This window comes from Haladaptatus marinus, from assembly GCF_051194195.1.
Window position 1 is genome coordinate 1,206,188 of record NZ_JBLZNK010000003.1, and the last position, 17,572, is coordinate 1,223,759.

The 17,572-nt window shown below is 59.1% G+C and carries 16 protein-coding genes; 5 read left to right on the plus strand and 11 right to left on the minus strand.

Going from position 1 to position 17,572, the window contains the following annotated elements; translation table 11 throughout:
- Nucleotides 1–2: 2 nt before the first annotated feature.
- The 4 genes from ACN2TU_RS12505 to ACN2TU_RS12520 all read right to left on the minus strand — a co-directional run bounded on the left by ACN2TU_RS12505 (nucleotide 3) and on the right by ACN2TU_RS12520 (nucleotide 3,767).
- Complete coding sequence (locus tag ACN2TU_RS12505; protein WP_435155717.1) at nucleotides 3–695, minus strand: type 1 glutamine amidotransferase; 693 nt, start codon at nucleotides 693–695, stop codon at nucleotides 3–5.
- A 39-nt stretch (nucleotides 696–734) separates the two neighbouring features.
- Nucleotides 735–1,430 (minus strand): DUF8127 domain-containing protein, encoded by a 696-nt coding sequence (locus ACN2TU_RS12510; protein WP_435155718.1) that lies wholly within the window; start codon nucleotides 1,428–1,430, stop codon nucleotides 735–737.
- A gap of 82 nt (nucleotides 1,431–1,512) precedes the next feature.
- Nucleotides 1,513–2,895, minus strand: coding sequence for a class I adenylate-forming enzyme family protein (locus tag ACN2TU_RS12515; protein ID WP_435155719.1), 1,383 nt, complete (start codon nucleotides 2,893–2,895; stop codon nucleotides 1,513–1,515).
- A gap of 80 nt (nucleotides 2,896–2,975) precedes the next feature.
- Nucleotides 2,976–3,767 (minus strand): alpha/beta fold hydrolase, encoded by a 792-nt coding sequence (locus tag ACN2TU_RS12520; RefSeq protein WP_435155720.1) that lies wholly within the window; start codon nucleotides 3,765–3,767, stop codon nucleotides 2,976–2,978.
- Between the two features lie 387 nt (nucleotides 3,768–4,154).
- Here ACN2TU_RS12520 and ACN2TU_RS12525 point away from each other — a divergent pair, with 387 nt between their 5' ends.
- From ACN2TU_RS12525 to ACN2TU_RS12540, 4 genes are all read left to right on the plus strand, one after another.
- On the plus strand, nucleotides 4,155–5,318 hold the full coding sequence (locus tag ACN2TU_RS12525; RefSeq protein WP_435155721.1) for an HD domain-containing protein: 1,164 nt from the start codon (nucleotides 4,155–4,157) through the stop codon (nucleotides 5,316–5,318).
- Nucleotides 5,319–5,596: 278 nt separating this feature from the next.
- A complete protein-coding gene (locus tag ACN2TU_RS12530; protein WP_472850206.1) occupies nucleotides 5,597–5,812 on the plus strand; it encodes a DUF8028 family protein in 216 nt (71 codons plus the stop codon).
- Between the two features lie 174 nt (nucleotides 5,813–5,986).
- The gene (locus ACN2TU_RS12535; protein ID WP_435155723.1) at nucleotides 5,987–6,574 is read left to right on the plus strand and encodes a hypothetical protein; all 588 of its coding nucleotides are present in this window, start codon (nucleotides 5,987–5,989) and stop codon (nucleotides 6,572–6,574) included.
- A gap of 1 nt (nucleotide 6,575) precedes the next feature.
- On the plus strand, nucleotides 6,576–6,776 hold the full coding sequence (locus ACN2TU_RS12540) for a hypothetical protein (RefSeq protein ID WP_435155724.1): 201 nt from the start codon (nucleotides 6,576–6,578) through the stop codon (nucleotides 6,774–6,776).
- 11 nt (nucleotides 6,777–6,787) lie between these two features.
- Here the strand turns inward: ACN2TU_RS12540 and ACN2TU_RS12545 are convergent, their stop codons facing one another.
- The 7 genes from ACN2TU_RS12545 to ACN2TU_RS12575 form a co-directional block, all read right to left on the minus strand.
- A complete protein-coding gene (locus ACN2TU_RS12545) occupies nucleotides 6,788–7,999 on the minus strand; it encodes an ABC transporter substrate-binding protein (RefSeq protein WP_435155725.1) in 1,212 nt (403 codons plus the stop codon).
- Between the two features lie 89 nt (nucleotides 8,000–8,088).
- Entirely contained in the window at nucleotides 8,089–8,706 is a 618-nt protein-coding gene (locus ACN2TU_RS12550) for a GAP family protein (protein WP_435155726.1), read from the minus strand.
- A 757-nt stretch (nucleotides 8,707–9,463) separates the two neighbouring features.
- Nucleotides 9,464–12,235 (minus strand): alanine--tRNA ligase, encoded by a 2,772-nt coding sequence (gene alaS / locus ACN2TU_RS12555; protein ID WP_435155727.1) that lies wholly within the window; start codon nucleotides 12,233–12,235, stop codon nucleotides 9,464–9,466.
- Nucleotides 12,236–12,287: 52 nt separating this feature from the next.
- The gene (locus tag ACN2TU_RS12560; RefSeq protein ID WP_435155728.1) at nucleotides 12,288–13,937 is read right to left on the minus strand and encodes a hypothetical protein; all 1,650 of its coding nucleotides are present in this window, start codon (nucleotides 13,935–13,937) and stop codon (nucleotides 12,288–12,290) included.
- Complete coding sequence (locus tag ACN2TU_RS12565) at nucleotides 13,934–14,671, minus strand: ABC transporter ATP-binding protein (RefSeq protein WP_435155729.1); 738 nt, start codon at nucleotides 14,669–14,671, stop codon at nucleotides 13,934–13,936. Before ACN2TU_RS12565 ends, ACN2TU_RS12560 begins: the two co-directional genes overlap by 4 nt.
- A 119-nt stretch (nucleotides 14,672–14,790) precedes the next feature.
- On the minus strand, nucleotides 14,791–14,976 hold the full coding sequence (locus ACN2TU_RS12570; protein ID WP_435155730.1) for a hypothetical protein: 186 nt from the start codon (nucleotides 14,974–14,976) through the stop codon (nucleotides 14,791–14,793).
- Between the two features lie 332 nt (nucleotides 14,977–15,308).
- Nucleotides 15,309–16,283 carry a replication factor C small subunit gene (locus ACN2TU_RS12575; RefSeq protein WP_435155731.1) on the minus strand — a complete coding sequence of 325 codons (975 nt, stop codon included), beginning with the start codon at nucleotides 16,281–16,283 and terminating at the stop codon, nucleotides 15,309–15,311.
- Between the two features lie 137 nt (nucleotides 16,284–16,420).
- Here ACN2TU_RS12575 and ACN2TU_RS12580 point away from each other — a divergent pair, with 137 nt between their 5' ends.
- Nucleotides 16,421–17,509 carry a bactofilin family protein gene (locus ACN2TU_RS12580; protein WP_435155732.1) on the plus strand — a complete coding sequence of 363 codons (1,089 nt, stop codon included), beginning with the start codon at nucleotides 16,421–16,423 and terminating at the stop codon, nucleotides 17,507–17,509.
- The last annotated feature ends 63 nt before the right edge of the window (nucleotides 17,510–17,572 follow it).

Sequence of the window (17,572 nt, forward strand, 5' to 3'; positions counted from 1 at the left end):
AATCAGTCCGCTGAGAGTTCGTTCGCGTTGCGAACGTACTCCGTGAAGTTCTCGAAGACGAGTTTCGATTCGCAGGCGGCGTCGTAGTTCTCCTCGTTGATGCCATCCAACACCTGCTGGATGCGCTCTTGGGACAACTCCTTTCCGCGAGTGACTTCCTCGGCGGTGTCCATGTCGTACTCGGGGTGGAACTGGACACCGAACACGTCATCTTTCCGAAAGCCGTGATTCGAATAATCGTTTTCCGCGATGGTCTCCGCACCCGGCGGAAGCTCGGCGACTTCATCGGAGTGGGTCGTGAACGCAACGAACCGGGGCTCGACACCGTCGAATAGGGTCGAATCGCCGATGTGTTCGACCTCCCGATAGCCGATTTCGTACTCGCCCATGTCGCGGACATCGCCGCCGAGTACGTCAGCCAGCAGTTGGTGGCCGTAACAGATGCCGAGCATCGGCATTCCGGACTCGATTGCGACTTCGACCCACTCCTTGAGCGGTGGAATCCACGCTTCGTCCCAGTACACTGACGACCGCGACCCCGAAACGACGGCGGCGTCGAAGTCGAAACTGTTCGGAAGATGACCTTCGGTTACGTCGAACTCGGTGAGGTCTGCATCGAGTTCTCTACGGAAGTTCCGCCGCGTGTTTTCGTCCCCGTGCGCGGCGTTCAAGAATGCGATTCGAAGCCGACTCATTGAATGTCCCTAACGACTGGAACTGACAAGTGAGTTTCGCTACCGGGAATTTCGCCGTCGTTCGTCTACCCGAAGTCGCTGGCCTCGTAAAACGTGGAAAAATCCGACGACGACGCCACCGACGAGAAAGAGATAGTGTAACAACCGTTTACTATTGCTCGCCTCCGCTTTGTCGGCAAGTCTGATGACGGAATACGTCCCGTCCTTTCGCACGAGTTCGTTCGTCATCTCGATTTCGCGGTGCGTACTCACGTTTCCGGTTCGAACTGCGTGTCGAATCGACACTGGCGCATCTGCGTAGGGGGTTGTGACGCCCTTCAGCACTTCTTCCTTCGATGCGGGTTCGAGCGTCATGTACCACGTTCCGTTTCGCTCGATACCTCGGGGTCTGTAGAACTGTCCGTTGACGAACACTGCTGAGTAGTCCCGTCCCGCGTGACGAAATCGATAGTTCGTCGGGACGCTTCCGTTTCCGCCGTTGTACAGGAATCGCTCGAACTGGCACGCCCGAGTCGGATAGCCGCGAAGACACGCTACGTCGGAGTCTATCCGTTCGACGCCGAGCAAGGATCGTTCGTCAGTGCGGTAGCCGCCATCGGTGAACTCGACTTCGACCTGCTGGTAGCGATAGGTCGGGTCATCGAGATGGAGCAGACCGATGTAAAGCGGATTCAAAAGAAGCACGAGACCCACCGAGATAGAAAGGAGGGCCTTCGTCTCGGATGACGGTCGCATATCGGTGAACGTTGAGCATCGAATAAATGCTTTGTCCGTGTCGAGTTCGAAAGGCGACCGACGACGCTCGATAGTCGGCAGGTTACCGCGTACCGAATCGTTTGCGCAGTTCGGCCCGGTCGAGTTCGCCCGACGCACGTCGGGGCAACGAAGTGACTACTTCGATTGCACGCGGCACTTCGTGTGCCGCGAGTCGCTCCTCGGCAAACTTCCGGAGTTCACCCGGCGGAACATCGCCAACGACGACCGCTTTGTGGGATGCTCCCCCGGTTTCCGCGGCAGCCTCGATGACGCCGGCCGCTCGAACGTCGGGATGTGATTCGAGAACGGTTTCGACCGCTCGGGGATGCACCTGCTCGCCCTCGCTCTCGAACGGTTCGTTCGCACGGCCGACGAAGACGAACCCGTCGGAATCGTGGCGGAACAGGTCGCCGGTCGAAACCCACTCGCCGAACTGCTCGCCGTTGAGGTAGCCACTCGCGGTGGTCGGTCCGCGAACGAGTAGTTCGCCGGTTTCGTCCTCGATTCGAACGTCACAGTCGGGAAACGGATGGGCGGTTCGTTCGGTTTCCGGCGTTCCACGGAGGACGTTCGAACCGGTTTCCGGTCGTCCGTACACTCGGACGACCGGCACCGGAAACGCCTCGCGCACGTCCGGTGGGACGCGGGCGCGAGTGGCAACCCATGCGAGGGAGTCGAGCGAATCGAGCGACGATCGGGTCGTTTCGATGTCGGTCAATTCACGGAGTTCGGTCGGCCCGGCACCGAAACAGGTCACGTCGTGTGCGTCGATGCCAGCCAAAGCGCGTCCCGGGTCGAATGCACGCTGGAGGATGACACGCCCGCCAACCGTGAGAAGCGGCAGGACGAATCTGAGCAGACAGTCCGAAATCGACAGCGGAAGCAAGGTAACGGTGCAGTCGGTTCGACCCAGTCCCCATCCCGAGACGGCGGTGATGCAGTTCCATTCGACGGCTTGCCCGGACACGCAGACGACCTGTTGGCCATCGTCAGTGTGTACGAGCAGGCAGGTATCGTCCCGTTCAAACGTAGTGGTTCGGTTGTCGGTGGGTTCCGTGGAATCAGCCGATTCGATGTGCTCGAACTCCTCGAACGAGTGGGCGTCGAACTGCCGGACGAGGTCGCGCTGGGCCGATTCGAACAGTAGGATGTCAGGATTGATTTGCTCCATCGGGTGCGATACGGTCGCCGGAGTCAGGCGGTGTGAGACCGGTGCGAACACACCACCGACTCGCCACGTGGCAAACAGTAGAACGAGGATTTCGAGGCGGTTTCGGGAGACAACGGCGACTCTGTCGCCGGAGTCGATGCCAAACTCGACGAGTCGGTTCGCGGTCGATTCCACCCGACGAGCGAACGCTTCGTAGGAGATTTGCTCGTCCCCGTCCACGACCGCGACTCGACTCCCCCAGAGGTCGGCGTGTCGCCCCAGTGATAGCGACATACCTCTCATTGGTCGTGAAGGATGTTAGCAGTTCTGTGCGCAATCGGTCAAATTTCGGCTTCACTCGACCGCCGCGGTCGTTATTCGACGGTCTCGTCCGCGTTCGTTTCCAGAAATTCGAGCAGTTCGTCGTTGACCGCTTTCGACCGCTCGATATGGACGAGATGGGAGCCGTCCTCGAACTCCCGCAATTCGCCACGGGGCAACCCCTCTGCAAGTTCCTTGCCTGTTTCGACCGGGAAGACGCGGTCTTCGGTGCCGTGAACCACCAGCGTCGGAGTCGTAATCTCATAGAGGCTGTCGCTCACGTCGAAATTTTCCATCGCTGAAAGCTGGGCGCGCTGGGCGTCGAGCGAGGCGTCGTCGTCCAGTCGCCATTCGACGACATCCTCCAATCCAGCCTCGAACGCCTCGTCACTCACCACCGGGCGAAGCGATTCGTGGAGTGCGTCGGGCGTTTTCTCCGCGAGCAAGTCGTCTCGAACCCCCGGTGAGAGCTGGGACCCGTCAGCAGCCGTGCCGATGAGCGTCAGCGTTTTGGCCCGTGAATAATCCATTGCGTACTGGAGCGCGACCATCCCGCCCAGTCCCGCACCGACGAGGTGTGCTTTTCGAAGGTTGTGGTCGGCCAACACCGCATCGAGGTCGCCCACCATCTCCGAAATGGTGTACGGTCCGTTCGGCGCGTCCGAGCGTCCAGTGCCGCGATTGTCCCACACCAGCGACTCGAACGGGCCAGCGATGACGGCGTGTTGCCACCCCCACTGCCACGCGCCGTACCCCACATCCTCGATGAATGCGACCGTGTCGTGTTTCGTCGGGCCGTCCGTCTCGTAGTAGAGCGAGACGCCCCCGTGTTCCGCATATGGCATTCGTGAAGGATGGTAGGTGGTTCGGGCGTTTCAAGTCGTTCGTTTTCGTGACGATTCAAGTTGCGACGAATTTCTGTCGGCGCGCGAAGACCAGCCCTCGTTGCGCCCGCGTGAGGGGCGAACTGAGTGAGCAATGCGAACGATGGAGTCGGTTGGGGAGGGTGTGGCATGCGAGGTCACGGAGCGACCTCGATGGCGAGCGGCAACGCTGCGAGCAGGCGGTTGCGGAGCGGTGGCGGTTTGGTTGGAGTCGGCAACTGCTAACAGCACGCCCGTACCAACGTGCGTTGCTCCCTGCTACCCTCTTCAGCCAGTTCGGAATAGACTACTCTCGCACCGAGAAAAATCCAGACACTTTACTCAATCCCATCAGAACACATACATCCGATGCAGGCTATCAAGGACAGCGTCCACGACTACGTGGAACTCCCACCGGTCGCCGAAGAGCTATTGGACACGGCCCCTGTTCAGCGACTCCGGCACATCAAGCAGTTGAGCACGGTTCGATTGGTGTACCCCTCCGCTAGTCACACGCGATTCGAACACAGCATCGGCGTCGCCCACCTCGCCGGACGAGCACTCGACCGTCTCGGTATCGACGGCCATCGAGCGAAAGCCGTGCAGGCCGCCGCGCTCCTCCACGACGTGGGGCACGGTCCCTACGGCCACCAAACCGAGGGTATCATCGAACGGCGGTTGGGGCGACACCATGACGAAGTCACAGACCTGCTCTCCCGAGGCGAACTCGCCGACGTGCTCGAACGCCATGACCTGAATCCCGACGAAGTCGCCGGACTCGTCGCGGGCGAGGGGGAACTCGGCCAACTCGTGGCGGGCGAACTCGACGTGGATAGGATGGACTATCTCGTTCGGGATGCCCACCACACCGGGGTTCCGTACGGTACCGTCGATTACGGGCGACTGCTCGGCGCGCTCCGATTCGCCGACGGGCAACTCGTATTGGCAGAAGGGAACGTCCCGACTGCCGAAAGCCTCCTCGTGGCGCGCGCGCTGATGAACGCGACGGTCTATCGTCATCACGTCTCCCGAATTGCGGGAGCGATGCTGGAACGAACGAGCGAGCGACTGCTCGATTCGACCGACATCACGCCCGAGGAGTTCCAACGGTTCACCGACGCCGAACTGCTCGCCGCGCTACAAACCTGCAAGACAACGTCGTCGATGGCCGGCCGAATCGCCGAGCGAAACCTGTTCAAACGCGCGGTCTGGGTCGAGTGGGACGCCGTTCCCGCAGAAATAGTGGGGGCCGACCACGATGTGATTCGCGAGTTCGAACGTGAGATTGCCACGAGCGCTGGCGTGTCTCCGGAAGCAGTTTTGCTCGACAATCCCGGCGAACCGAGGATGCCGGAATCATCCAGTCGAGTCGTCGTCAACGGAGAGGTCAGACGGTTAGCGGAGCAGTCACCGCTAGTGCAAGGATTGCAGGCATCGCAACGAACCCAGTGGCGACTCGGCGTCTACGCCCCCGAGGAGCAGACCGACGATGTCGAAGCAGCCGCGAATGCGGTTCTGGGTCTTTCGACCTGAGTCTACGAATCAGCGGGAACATCGAATACCGGTGAAAATACCGCGCACTGAAGAAAATTCCAATTTGATAGACATAATTCCTATCACTGAAATCCACAATTCACGGATGTCGGTCGAATTACTGCATGGCACAGATTCCGATGATTCACGGGCAATAAGCCGTATAACTAGGTTATACAACAGATAATCAGTATTATGTGAAGAATAGTATTCAATAGATACGTCGTGGATAGATATATGTCCGTGATGGAACTGGTCAGCCACTCGTCACACAAATCATCGTCTTCCCGATTCAATTCATCAGCTTTTGGGCATCCGTGTCGCTTCCGCTGTTCTACGTTCCGCTTCTCTTCACAGGGTTCAAACCGGATGTCAGCATCTTCGTCGCCCTGCTCGTGATACACCTCATCTCGTTAGTGGTCGGACACGGATACGGGCGCGAAGATACCACGCTACCGGACTCGAATAGCAACGAGCAATCACCCAACGCATAGATGTGAGAGACGTAGACGAGCGAAACTGTGAGTTACGACCCTGTGTCGAAATGAATCCTATTTCGCTATATCAAATCCCACATTTCGGGATAGGATTCCGGTTCGTCGAGTCGAGCAAACGGGGTAATCGCGGCGGCATCGCAATATCACACGCAGTTGAACAGTTTCACGGCCATGTCTCCAGTTTCACTCTACGTCACCGATTTCGAGGACGAACGTTGTCGATTCGACTACTACTGGTCGCGCATTCGGACGATAGATGTTCCCCTTCCGAAGACGACGTTCGTCACATTCGAGACGGCCGATGATTCTTACCGATGGGAAACGGACGAGATTCTCGCGTTCATGGAGCGAAACGAGTACGACCGGGCGTTCGTCAGAACGCAAGTCAAAGCGGCCACGGTTCGGCTTCGCGACGGGTCGTTCATCCACCGGCCCGATGAGACAGTTATCGACAGAATCGTGGAGTCGCTGCTCAACCAGAACGACCAGCAAGTGTGGCCACACGGAGGAGCGCTCGTCGTACGCGAATGGCTCGATTTCGATTTCTGCCCCCATCCGACACACACCTGTCACCCCTCAGTTCGTTTCTTTGTCGATGAAGGACGCGTCATCGGTCAAACCCCGACGACTGCGGAGAAAGCGTCGTACGTCTGTGCGGACGGCTATCAGTACCTCGAATCAATGGTTGCAGACGTAGACCTCGCCGAGCCGCGGAAATACGCCGACCGTATCGCCGCCGAGTTCGCCGAGACAACGTGAGGTGTCGATTTTATCATGGACGAAGGGAGAGTGGTACTGCGTCGAACTCAACTTCAACGGCGTCTACTGGAATCGGGAGGAAAATCGGTGGTGGAACATGTGTGGTCAGGGCGAGTTCGAACCGTGGAGTCCGGTCGAGATTCACTCGGCCGCACTCTACTGCGTAAAACCGGATACTGCCGGAAAACCGGCAAGATGGTGACGTAAATCGCGTCAGAAGTTCCCGGCGATTACGTCCGAGAGCTTCTGTCGGTCGAACAATTGTTCGTCCTTGGGGATTTCCGGGAATGGTTTGCCGGTCACGTACCCCGGCCACTCGCCGAACTGCTCGGGATATAACTGCTTGGCAGTCATCTCCAACTGGAACAGGTTCATGATGGGACCTTGATAGCGCATTCCGGCCGCAAAGAAGCGGTCGTTCTGAATCGCGGAGAGCTGTTGTCCAGCCGAGTGGTTCTCGATCTTCGTTTGAATCTCGTCGAGATAGTATCCCGGCGAGAGTCCCCAGAGATGCAGGATAACGTCCGGGTCGGCTTCGAGCATCGTCTCGAAATCGACCGTCCCCCACAGACTGCCCCAGTCTTCCTCGGCAAAGGCGTCCGTCGTACCCAGCGGACGGGTGTCCGCCAGCCAGTAGCCGGGTTTGTTGAGGTGATAGGTGTAGAACTTCCCGTTACTGTAGGTGACGCGAACTGCCGTCGGTCGCTCGCTTTTCGGTGGTAGGCTGTCCTCGATCTTCGCGAGCGCGTTGTCGTGAATCTTTTTCAGTGCCTGATAGCGCTCCTGTTCTTGGAACACTTCGGCGACCGTTCCGAACATCTCCCACAGGTCGTAATACTGATACCCGTCGCGGTAGCCTTCCGGTGGTTTGTCGTGAGTGCCGCTGTAGAAGTTCCCGAACCACGAACCGACGTTGTTCCGGATATCCTCGACATCCGATTTCGACCAGTTTTTCTGCGTACTGACGTAGGCCGGGTCAACGAAGTGAACGTCGCTGTCGAGCTGATAGAACATTTCCTTGCTCAACCCGTTTTTGAGCGGGTCTGGAAGTCCTTTCCAGTCGAAAGAGACACCATCCAGTCGTTCGTAATAGGTGTTCATCGTCTTACCGGACATTTCGGGGACGTAAATCGAATTTATCGCGTCCCCATGTCCGAGCGCGACCGCCATATCGGCGTACTGTGGAAATATCGAAAAGACGGTCTCGGGGACGCTATCGAACTCGACTTCACCCATCGGTGCCATCGTCACCGAATACGGGCCAGCGTCAGCAGTCGTTCCCGTCGTTGATTGACCGGTCGTTCCGTTCGAATTCGTTCCCGAACTGTCGCTCGTACAACCGGCGAGCAGACCGCCGCCGATGAGGGCACCGCTACCCTTGAGGTACTCACGACGGGTCGGAATCTCCGCAGGTGCTCCAGACATGTGTTTAGGCTTGCCTAAACTATGGCTTAGGCTTTTTGGTCTGCCTAAAACATTGACACCAGACACTCACGACGCGGAATCAAATTCGACTATCCGAGGAGGTCGTTGAGCGTCATGGCGATGAAAAGCAGGATCACGATTTCGTTGACGACCCACGAGTTCCTGTTCATCCAGTCCCGTGCTTTCGGAAGGAACCTCTCCGCTCGGTCGCCGAAGGCAAGCAGGATGAGCGAAGGAAACCCCAAAAACAGAAGCGTGAGAGCGATGAAGGGGATGGAGTCCGTCCACGGAAGTCCGTTTCCGGCGAGGTAAGAACCGACTGCGGTCGAGGTGAGAATGTCGGTTGGGAAAAATCCCAACAGCAGAAAGCCAAGCCGGAACGAGAATCTCGGACTCGCCCTCTCCAACTTTCCCATCCATTTCGGCGGCTCCGACTCCTCTCGCGTCAGATAGGTGTGCACCATGGCGGCGAGGAGCAGAGCGAGGACGATGACCTGGATCGTCTCGTTCGAGGTTCCTTGACCCCTCGCGCCGTTGCCGAGCAAGTAGGCAACCAGGACAATGAGGGAGATCGAGAGCGCCGCGCCGGAGACGAATGCGGCGGAATTTCGCCGCCAGTTTCTGCTCGTGGCGAGAAAAATGGCACTGAGAATCTGTGGTCCAGCGATCATCACGATTGCAAGCGGGAGAATTCGGAGAAAATTCATCGTTCAACCACTGTATGAGATGACGCCTCTTGCTGCTCGCGCCCTTGGATTTTCACGAACTTCGGGACACCACGTATCGAGCCCCGGTTGGGAAAGTCTGGTATCATTCGCCCAACTAGTAACACTGCTAAGAACTTGAACATATTGTCCGAATCGTGTGTGGTCATCGGATCCATCTTTCCCCACAGATGCCGATTTCGTATAGCTTTTATCAGTGTATGGAAAGCAAACAGCCGAAGACGACCGAATTTGTCGGTCTCAAATACTACACGATTTCAGCGTTCTCAAGGCCGGAGAATAGCTTTTCCTGAATTTTCGGGAGCGATCGAAATGAGTAGTAAAATCGGAGACAACGCTCGAATAGCAGCGTCCACTAGCCAAAAATGACAATAAATAATCATATCGCGCCGAGGTGCCAAATTCCCCAATAGGAGGAAATTCAAAACGGTACCAGTCCGGTACGTGCGATAGTAAACCACACGACGGCGAAACAGACACTAAATACTCGGAGGAAACCACGGCGAATGGGGCCGGGGTCGTTCCAGGTACGCCCTTCGATTGAGTCATCTGTCATTCGGACGGCCACACGGGTCTGAGAGCTAGAAATACACCAATCAGCCCGCAGATCATCGCGACAAGTCGGGTTGACAACTCCATGCGGACAAAGAAACAGCTATCAGATGAATACTGTCTGAAATTTAGATAACACGTCCGACCAACGAAAGCGATCCGGGAAGTATGTGGCGCTCGACGACGATTACGCGTTTTTGACCTGCTGGAGCACGTCCGGCGCGTCTTCCAACGCCTCGTCCAGTTTGTCGGCATCGGGGCCGCCACCCTGCGCGAAGTCGGCAGGGCCGCCGCCGCCACCGCCGACGCGGGTGGCAAGTTCGCCGACGACTTCACCGGCGTTCAGCGAGACACCGTCCGGTACCGCGACGACGAACTGTGCGCCGTCAGCACCGCTTCCGATGACGGCGATTTTTCCTTCCTCGGCCATCGCGTTCGCGGTTGCGCGGAGTTCGTCCATGTCGGCGTCAATTCGCTGGATGACAGCGGTCGTGTCGCCGACTTCGATTTCCTCGCCGCCGCCCGACCCGCTGGCGCGGGCCTCGGCGAGTTGCTCTTTCAGGTTCTCGATTTGCTTGCCGCGAGCCTTCCACTCCTCGAAGAACCGCTCTGCAGTTTCCGGAACGTCCAGGGGAGCAACGTCGAGGATATCCGCGGCGGACTGGAGGGAGTCCTCGGTTCGCTGCGTCGCCTCGATTGCAGCGTCGCCCGCGGCGAAGGTGAGTCGTTCGACACCGTCCTGCACGCGCTCAGTGTTCAAGAGTTTGATACAGCCAACGTCGCCGGTTCGGCGGACGTGTGTCCCACCGCAGGCCTGCACGTCCTCCGCGACGTGGATGAGACGGATGTTCGTCCCGGCCGGGATACCACCCTGATACAGGTCGAAGCCGAACTCCTCTTCGGCTTCGTGGCGGTTCGGCCACTCCTGTTGTACCGTCGTGTTCTCCATGACGATTTCGTTCGCCAGCAGTTCGATTTCTCGCGCGGTTTCGCGGTCGATACGCTCGTAGTGGCGCACGTCGATGCGCGAACTGTCGGTTCCCTTCTGCGCACCGGCCTGTCGGATGTGGTCGCCCAGCACCTGCCGGGCCGCGTGGACGACGATGTGCGTTGCCGTATGGTGGCGCATGAGTCGGCGACGACGCTGTGCGTCGATTTTACCGCGGACGATATCGCCCTTATCCACCGGTTCGTTGGTGTGATGCAGGATAACACCGTTATCGATTTGGGAATCAGTGACCGACACCGTCTTCTCGTCCGTCGAGAGCGCGCCGTGGTCACCCGGTTGGCCACCACCTTCGGGGTAAAACATCGTCTGGTCGAGCACTACGTCGTAGCCATCCTCACGCTCAAACACGTCGAGGACGACGGCCTCGAAATCGGTGCGATACTGGTCTTCGTAGTACAACCGGTCGGTTTTCGGAAGGTCGTTGAGACGGTCGTCCGCGGATTCCTCTTCCTCGAAGGCCTGTCCGCCATCGTGGCGATCCGCGACGAGACTGTAGAAGTCGTCGGGAACCTCGACCGAGACGCCGAACTCATCGGCGATTTCCTCGACCATATCGGGTTGCAGACCGTGGGAATCGTACAGTTCCACGAGCGTCGAGGTCGGAATCGATTTACCCTCCTCGGCGTGTTGTTTGGCGAGTCGTCGCACTCTGCGACCACCCTGTTCGAGCGTCTCACGGTATTTCTCGACCTCCGTCCGGACGATGTCGCGGATAGTGTCGCGGTTCTCGTAGCCGAGTCGCTCGGCCTGCATGTCCACGAGTTCGTCCAGCGGCGCATCGACGCCGACAGTGTCGCAGAGTCGCTTCGTCCGTCGGAGCACCATCCGGGCGAGATAGCCGGTGGAGACGTTGCTCGGGACGATACCGTCGCCGAACATGTAGGCAAGCGCCCTGCTGTGGTCGGCGATAGCATAGATGGTTTCAAGCGGTTCGACCAGCGATTCGAGTTCGTGTGTGGAGACGTCGAGTTTGTCCGCGATGTTGTCGCGAGCGGCCTCCATGTCCTCGGCCTCGTCGATATCCATGTGCCCCGCGAGTTTCGCGGCGCGGTGGACGAGTTCGTCTTCGTCCTCGGAGTGCTCGATTTCGGCGTTCTCCCGAAGGAACTCGATCATGTCGGGATATACCGCCTCGTAGACGGTCGGGGTGCCCTGACTCATCCACGTCCAGCGTTCGAGTCCGTATCCAGTATCCACGATGTACGTGTCCATCGGCGAGTAGCGGTTGCCGTCCTTGAGTTCGTACTCGCCGTCGGGGTCTTGCTCCATCGACATGAAGACCAGCGTGGCGAGTTCCGCACCCTTGTAGATAACCTCGATTGCGGGACCTGCGTTGCCTCCGCCAACCCACGGGTCTTCGATATAGGTGATTTCGTCTAAATCCGCGCCGACCGACTCGAACAGTTCGTCGCAGTAGGCGACGGTCTGGTCTTTCCAGTACACTTCGCCCTCGTAGGCGTACTCCTCGTCGGCATCGTCGCGCACGTTGAACGCGTGATGGGCCATCATCTCGAAGGCCATCGTGTGCCGACCCGTCTTGCCGACGTTATCGATGTCCTGCATTCGGATGCAGGGCTGACTGATAGTCAGCGGGTTGGCCGGTGGCGGCGTCTTGCCGCTGGTAACGAGTGGCTGAAAGTCGTAGATAGACGCTTGGGTCAGCAACACGTCGTCACGCCAGCGGTTTGCGGCGACCGGATACGGATCGATTCGCTCGTGGTCGTGTTCCTCGAAGAACGAGAGGAACACCTCTCGCATCTCCGACAGCGTGTACTCCTCCTCGAAACCGGGGTCGTCGATGAAACCGTACTCTTCGCACGGCGGTTCCCCACAGGTCTCGCGGTCGTGGTCGCGCGTCCAGAAGTGCGCTCCACACTCGGAGCATTCCTTTCGCACAAAATCGTTTTCCTCGAAATAATCGAGGCGGTACTCCTCCTCGAGTTCGCTCATTGTTGGTAGTTCTTCACCCATCGGTGCGTAAAACAGTTCCGCAAGGCCGCTATCAGTCGAGGACGTAACCGTGGAAGCCCCGAACCGCGTATCGATAGGCGAGCGGTGGAGCGACCACGCCGAGCAAGACGGCCACCGCGCCGCCGCCGATGCGGAGGGTGGCGGGGTCGAGTGCGATTCGGAATCCAAGGACGTCCGTGACGAACGCCACGATTCCGGCGGTTGCCGGGGCCGCCCCTGAGCTGGCCACCATTGTCGCACCGCCAGCACCCAACAACAGTGTGAGCGTGTAGACGGCGAACGCCGACTTGCTCGGAACGACCACGCGCCGACTTCGGGTCACGCGAACCGAACTGAACCGCGGAAATGCGGTACCGATGCCGACCGCAACTACGGTGCCAGCAACGCCAAGGAGGGCACTGCCGACGGTCAGTCCGACCAATCGTTCGAGCGCGAGCGGACTCAGTGCGCTCGCGATCGCCGTCGAACCGACCACGAACGGGAGGCCGACGAGCGTCACGGCGAGGACGTTCCCACGGACGAACTGCCCGCCGCGAATCGTGGATGTGAGCGTCACCGGAAGCATCGCGCCCTCGTCGCCGAGCGGATTGAGTGCCGATGCTCCGACCCCCCACGCGCCGTAGAGTGCGATTGAAACCGCAAGATACGTCGAGACGGTTCCGGTTTGAACCGCCTCTTGCAACGGTACCGTCATGAAGAAGATGGGGTAGACGACGTACAGGAGCCGAAGTGGTGCGCGTTTCGTCCGTCGCCAGACGTTCGTGATGACCGTTCTGGTTGGCCGGGAAACGGCACCTGCGAGGAAGTCGGCGTTCGACGTGCTTGCTTCGTATTTTCGATTTTCCACCTGGACTTGGTCACCGTACCAGAGCCACGTCGCAGTGCGCACGTCGAGCGATACCAGCACCGGAATCGTGACCGCGACGAACGCAACCCCACCACCGACGCGGACAAGCGAGGGAGTCAGACCGGGAATGCCGAGCACAAACACGTCGCCGAGCCACCCCATCGGCGCGTCCTGCAACAGGGTCGAAATCGAAGCGACGACGCGACCGAACGTGTTCGACAGGATAGTTCCCATGTAGATCGTGAATCCGAGAACGGCAATTACGGATTTGTACTGGGCGAGCAGTTCCGACCGCGCAAATGCAACCTTGAGTAGCAGTCCGACGATGTGTCCCGCGAGAACCGCGGTCGTGAACACGCCGAGCAGGGCGAGGACGATGGTCGCGAAGACGGTTGGGGTTCCGAGCGCCACACTCAACGCTACGCTTATCGAGACCAGTGGAAGTGCCGCTACCGAGGCAATCCGGGCGAACTCCGCGAGGACGAGACCACCGACGACATCGCGGGCGGGCACTGTCGTCAACATTCCCGCTTCGTGGTCGATACGACCGGTTTGTCCGACCGCCCTCGCGGCCACTATCGCCGTCAGAATGGCCCACCAACTAGCGAGGCCGCCGCGCACGACATCGAGAAGGAGAACCTCGGGAATCCGACCGATTTGGTCGCCGAATTTGTAGGCAACGTAGGAACCACCGACCGTGAAACCGCCGACGAAAACGAGGAGGAAGAAGCCGAACGCCAGCAGTTGAACGGGATTTTTCACCATGGCTCGGATGCTTCGCCGATACTCGACTCGGGCGATACTGGCGCTTTTCTCGAAGCGTGGCCAACTCATTGGGACACCATCGGTTCTTCCTTGCTCGTCACGTCGAGGAACACCTCTTCGAGGGTCTGTTCCTTCTCTGCACGATGGGTGAGTCTCGCGGGCGAGTCTTCGGCGACCAAAGTCCCATCGTGAAGCACGCCGACGGTGTCTGCGAGTTCTTCGACAACCGGGAGGATGTGTGTCGAGAGGAAGACGGTCATCCCGTCGTCGGTGAGTTCGGAAATGAGGTCGCGGACGGTGCGGGCGGCCCGGGGGTCTAAGCCGGAAGTCGGTTCATCCAGAAAAACGACTTCGGGTTCGTGGAGGATGGCCTGAATCAGCGCCGTCTTCTGTTTCATCCCCTTCGAATAGGTGCTGACGCGCTCGTCCGCATCGTCCGCGAGATCCAAGCGGTCGAGCAGGGAACCGATTCGCTCGTCCGCATCGATGTCGCGGAGTCCGGCGACGTACTGCAATTGTTCGCGGGCGGTGAGTTCGTCATATAGCGGCGGTTCTTCCGGCAGAAATCCGATTCGGGAGACGACCGCGTCGCGATTGTCGATGGACTGCCCGCCGACTCGGGCGGTGCCGCTCGTCGGCCGGGTCAGCGTCGTCAACATTCGCATGGTCGTCGTCTTTCCCGCCCCGTTCGGGCCGAGAAAGCCGTAGACGGCTTTCTCGGGGACGGTAAGTTGCAGATTCGAAACGACAGTCGTGTCGTCGAACCGTTTCGTCAAACCGTCCGTTTCGATGACTGGTGTCATCGACCCGCCCCAGAGGAAGGAAGGTCAGTGCCGGAGAGCGTCACGTCGGGGACAATTTGAACCATGTTCGTGTGACTATAGCGAACGATAAAAAAAGACGATTGAAACTAGTAATCTGTTTACAACTGTGCTGACTTCGAGGACGAATTCGCGGCAACCGGCGACTCGCCACACCCCACACAGATGAAGGCGTTTTCGACGGTCTGGACGACCGGCGCGTTACAGGCGATGCATTTGATTTGTGCGTCTCTCGTGGTTCTCGGATATCTGCCCATGGCGGCGTCATCGCCGTCACGAACCGTCAATCCCGCCCACCGTTCGGTCGCTAATTTGCCGTTTCTGGCGTGAACGATTCGAAATTTGCCCGTTAGCGCGCGCCTGTCGCGGCTTCGTACTCCTCGCGCGTGATGGAAAATCGATGTTGGTCGGTCACCTCACCGGAGGGCCGTCCTTTGTACTGTCGAAGCAATCCCTCGTAATGGCCGTCAAATGGTTCGTATTTCGTATATGAGCCCTATATTTCATAAACATACTTACCCCCTAATAGGGAGTGAGACTCTGTCTATCGGAAACCGACAACAGAGGTATTTTGGCGCCTATACGCGAGCGCAGTGGGAAATTCACGATAAAGCCGCCGTCAGTTCAGCGCCAGCGACGCCAACATCGCTTCGAGTTGCACCCGTTCGTTCGCGCCCTCCGTGATTCGGTAGTCGGCCTCGCCGACTCGTTCGAGGACGCGAACCGCGTCGGCGTCGTCTAAGCCGAACTCCCAAACCGACCGATGGAGTTGGTCGATGATGTCGCCGCCAGCCATCCCGCGCTCGGTAACCAGTTCGTCCAGTTTGGAGCGCGCGCGGGTGAAATCCCCGGAGAGAGCATCGTTCACCATCTCCTTGATGTCCTCGGGGCGAGCCGTGCTGGTGATGACGAAAACGCTCTCCTCGTCCACTTGTTCGCCCATGACTGCGGCGGCTTGCAGGGCGTTGATGGCTTTTCGCATGTCACCATCCGCGGCGTAAACGAGGGCTTCGACGCCATCTTCGGTGGTCTCGATACCCTCTTCGCCCGCGATATAGCGAATTCGTTCCGCGACCGCGTCGTCCGAAATCGGGCCGAATCGGAAGACGGCACAGCGGGACTGAATCGGGTCGATGATCTTCGAGGAGTAGTTACAGGACATGATGAATCGCGTCTTGTCGGAGAACTGCTCCATCGTCCGGCGGAGGGCGGCCTGCGCGTCGTTCGTCAGGGAATCCGCCTCGTCCAAGAAGATGATTTGAAAGTCCACCGCGCCGGGGTCGTGGCGGGCGAAGTTCTTGATTTGGTCGCGCACCACGTCGATGCCGCGCTCGTCGGAGGCATTCAGTTCGAGGAAATGCGTCCGCCAGCTATCGCCGTACAGTTCTTTTGCGATGGCGACGGCACTCGTCGTCTTGCCGATACCTGCCTGTCCGGAAAACAGCAGGTTCGGCAGGTCGTTCGTCTCGGTGTAGCTTTTCAGCCGTGCCGTGATTTCCTCGTGCCCCGCGATTTCGTCCAACGTCTGTGGCCGGTACTTTTCGACCCAAATGGTTCCGCGCCCGGGAACGGATTCCTCGTCGGCCTCGCTCATGTTCCAGCAGAGGTACCTATCGTTCTTAAAGTCCCCGAGACTCCGCGCCGAGTTAGGCAGTCGATTCCCACGGGCAATCGACGATTCCCGTACGCAACGACTGAATTACTTTCGGGCCGGATAGCGAATACGTCGTCATGCGCGCAAAAACGACATTTTTCGTCGTCATCTTGCTCCTCGCCACGGTACCCGCGACAGTGACGGCCGAGCAGACACGAACTGGCGGCACCGTCGTCATCGAGCAGGGGGAGACGGTCAACGACGACCTCACGGCCACTGCCGGGAATGTCGTCATCCGTGGAACCATCAACGGCGACCTGACCGCGTTCGCCGGAAACGTCCTCATCGCCCGAACCGGAACCGTTTCCGGGGACATGTCCGCACTTGCCGGAAACGTTCGCATCGAGGGCAACGTCACGGGCAACGTCGAATCGGGAGGAGGGAACTTCGTTCTCGCACGAACCGGCACAGTCGGCGGGTCGCTCGAAGGATCTGCAGGTTACACGCTATTGGCAGGAACCGTCAGCGGTGATACCCAAATCACGAGCGAGACGCTTCGAGTCGCCGAAACCGCGACTATCAACGGTAATCTCGTCTACGACGCCGAAACGTTCGAGCGCGCTCCCGGCGCGACCATCGAGGGGACGGTTCGGCAGGACGAATCGATGGCCGATGTCGGTCCAGCACCGGTTCCACGAGTGCCGAACTGGGTCGGCACGCTGTACGGCTTCTTGGTCAACCTGCTTTTGGGGGTAGTCCTGTTGGCGGTGTTTCCGGCATTCTCCGATGGCGTCGCCGAGCGAGCGCGAGGGGAACCCCTGCTTTCGGCAGGTGTTGGCCTCCTCTTGCTCATTTTGGTGCCGCTCATGCTCGTTCTCTTCGCCATCACCATCATCGGAATCCCCATCTCGCTCCTCGGAGCGTTCCTGTTCATCATCCTTCTGTGGGTCGGCACGGTGTACGGTTCGTTCACGGTCGGGGTCTGGCTGTTGTCGTTAGCCGACGAGGTGAATCGCTGGCTCGCGCTGCTCGTCGGTCTCCTCGTCGTCGCCGTAATCAATCAGATACCCATCCTCGGCGGCCTCATCCAGTTCATCGTTCTCCTCCTCGGACTCGGTGCGCTGGCGATGAGCGTGCGGGCGCGCTACCGGGGGGGGCGGCGAATCACGCCGGAGTACGCGGAGACGACGTCGGAGGGCACCGACGACGAGTCACCCACCGCGTGAAGACGAACTGCTCCGCTCTCTCGCCGAACCCCGACACGCTGAAGGCACGAGACTGGCAAGAAA

Bases quoted from the DNA above. Each gene is read 5' to 3' on its own strand.
- ACN2TU_RS12560 (WP_435155728.1), bottom strand. From the start codon at position 13,937: ATGAGTTGGCCACGCTTCGAGAAAAGCGCCAGTATCGCCCGAGTCGAG.
- ACN2TU_RS12520 (WP_435155720.1), bottom strand. From the start codon at position 3,767: ATGCCATATGCGGAACACGGGGGCGTCTCGCTCTACTACGAGACGGAC.
- ACN2TU_RS12575 (WP_435155731.1), bottom strand. From the start codon at position 16,283: ATGAGCGAGGCCGACGAGGAATCCGTTCCCGGGCGCGGAACCATTTGG.
- ACN2TU_RS12535 (WP_435155723.1), top strand. From the start codon at position 5,987: ATGTCTCCAGTTTCACTCTACGTCACCGATTTCGAGGACGAACGTTGT.
- ACN2TU_RS12510 (WP_435155718.1), bottom strand. From the start codon at position 1,430: ATGCGACCGTCATCCGAGACGAAGGCCCTCCTTTCTATCTCGGTGGGT.
- ACN2TU_RS12545 (WP_435155725.1), bottom strand. From the start codon at position 7,999: ATGTCTGGAGCACCTGCGGAGATTCCGACCCGTCGTGAGTACCTCAAG.
- ACN2TU_RS12525 (WP_435155721.1), top strand. From the start codon at position 4,155: ATGCAGGCTATCAAGGACAGCGTCCACGACTACGTGGAACTCCCACCG.
- ACN2TU_RS12580 (WP_435155732.1), top strand. From the start codon at position 16,421: ATGCGCGCAAAAACGACATTTTTCGTCGTCATCTTGCTCCTCGCCACG.
- ACN2TU_RS12505 (WP_435155717.1), bottom strand. From the start codon at position 695: ATGAGTCGGCTTCGAATCGCATTCTTGAACGCCGCGCACGGGGACGAA.
- ACN2TU_RS12565 (WP_435155729.1), bottom strand. From the start codon at position 14,671: ATGACACCAGTCATCGAAACGGACGGTTTGACGAAACGGTTCGACGAC.
- ACN2TU_RS12515 (WP_435155719.1), bottom strand. From the start codon at position 2,895: ATGTCGCTATCACTGGGGCGACACGCCGACCTCTGGGGGAGTCGAGTC.
- alaS (WP_435155727.1), bottom strand. From the start codon at position 12,235: ATGAGCGAACTCGAGGAGGAGTACCGCCTCGATTATTTCGAGGAAAAC.
- ACN2TU_RS12550 (WP_435155726.1), bottom strand. From the start codon at position 8,706: ATGAATTTTCTCCGAATTCTCCCGCTTGCAATCGTGATGATCGCTGGA.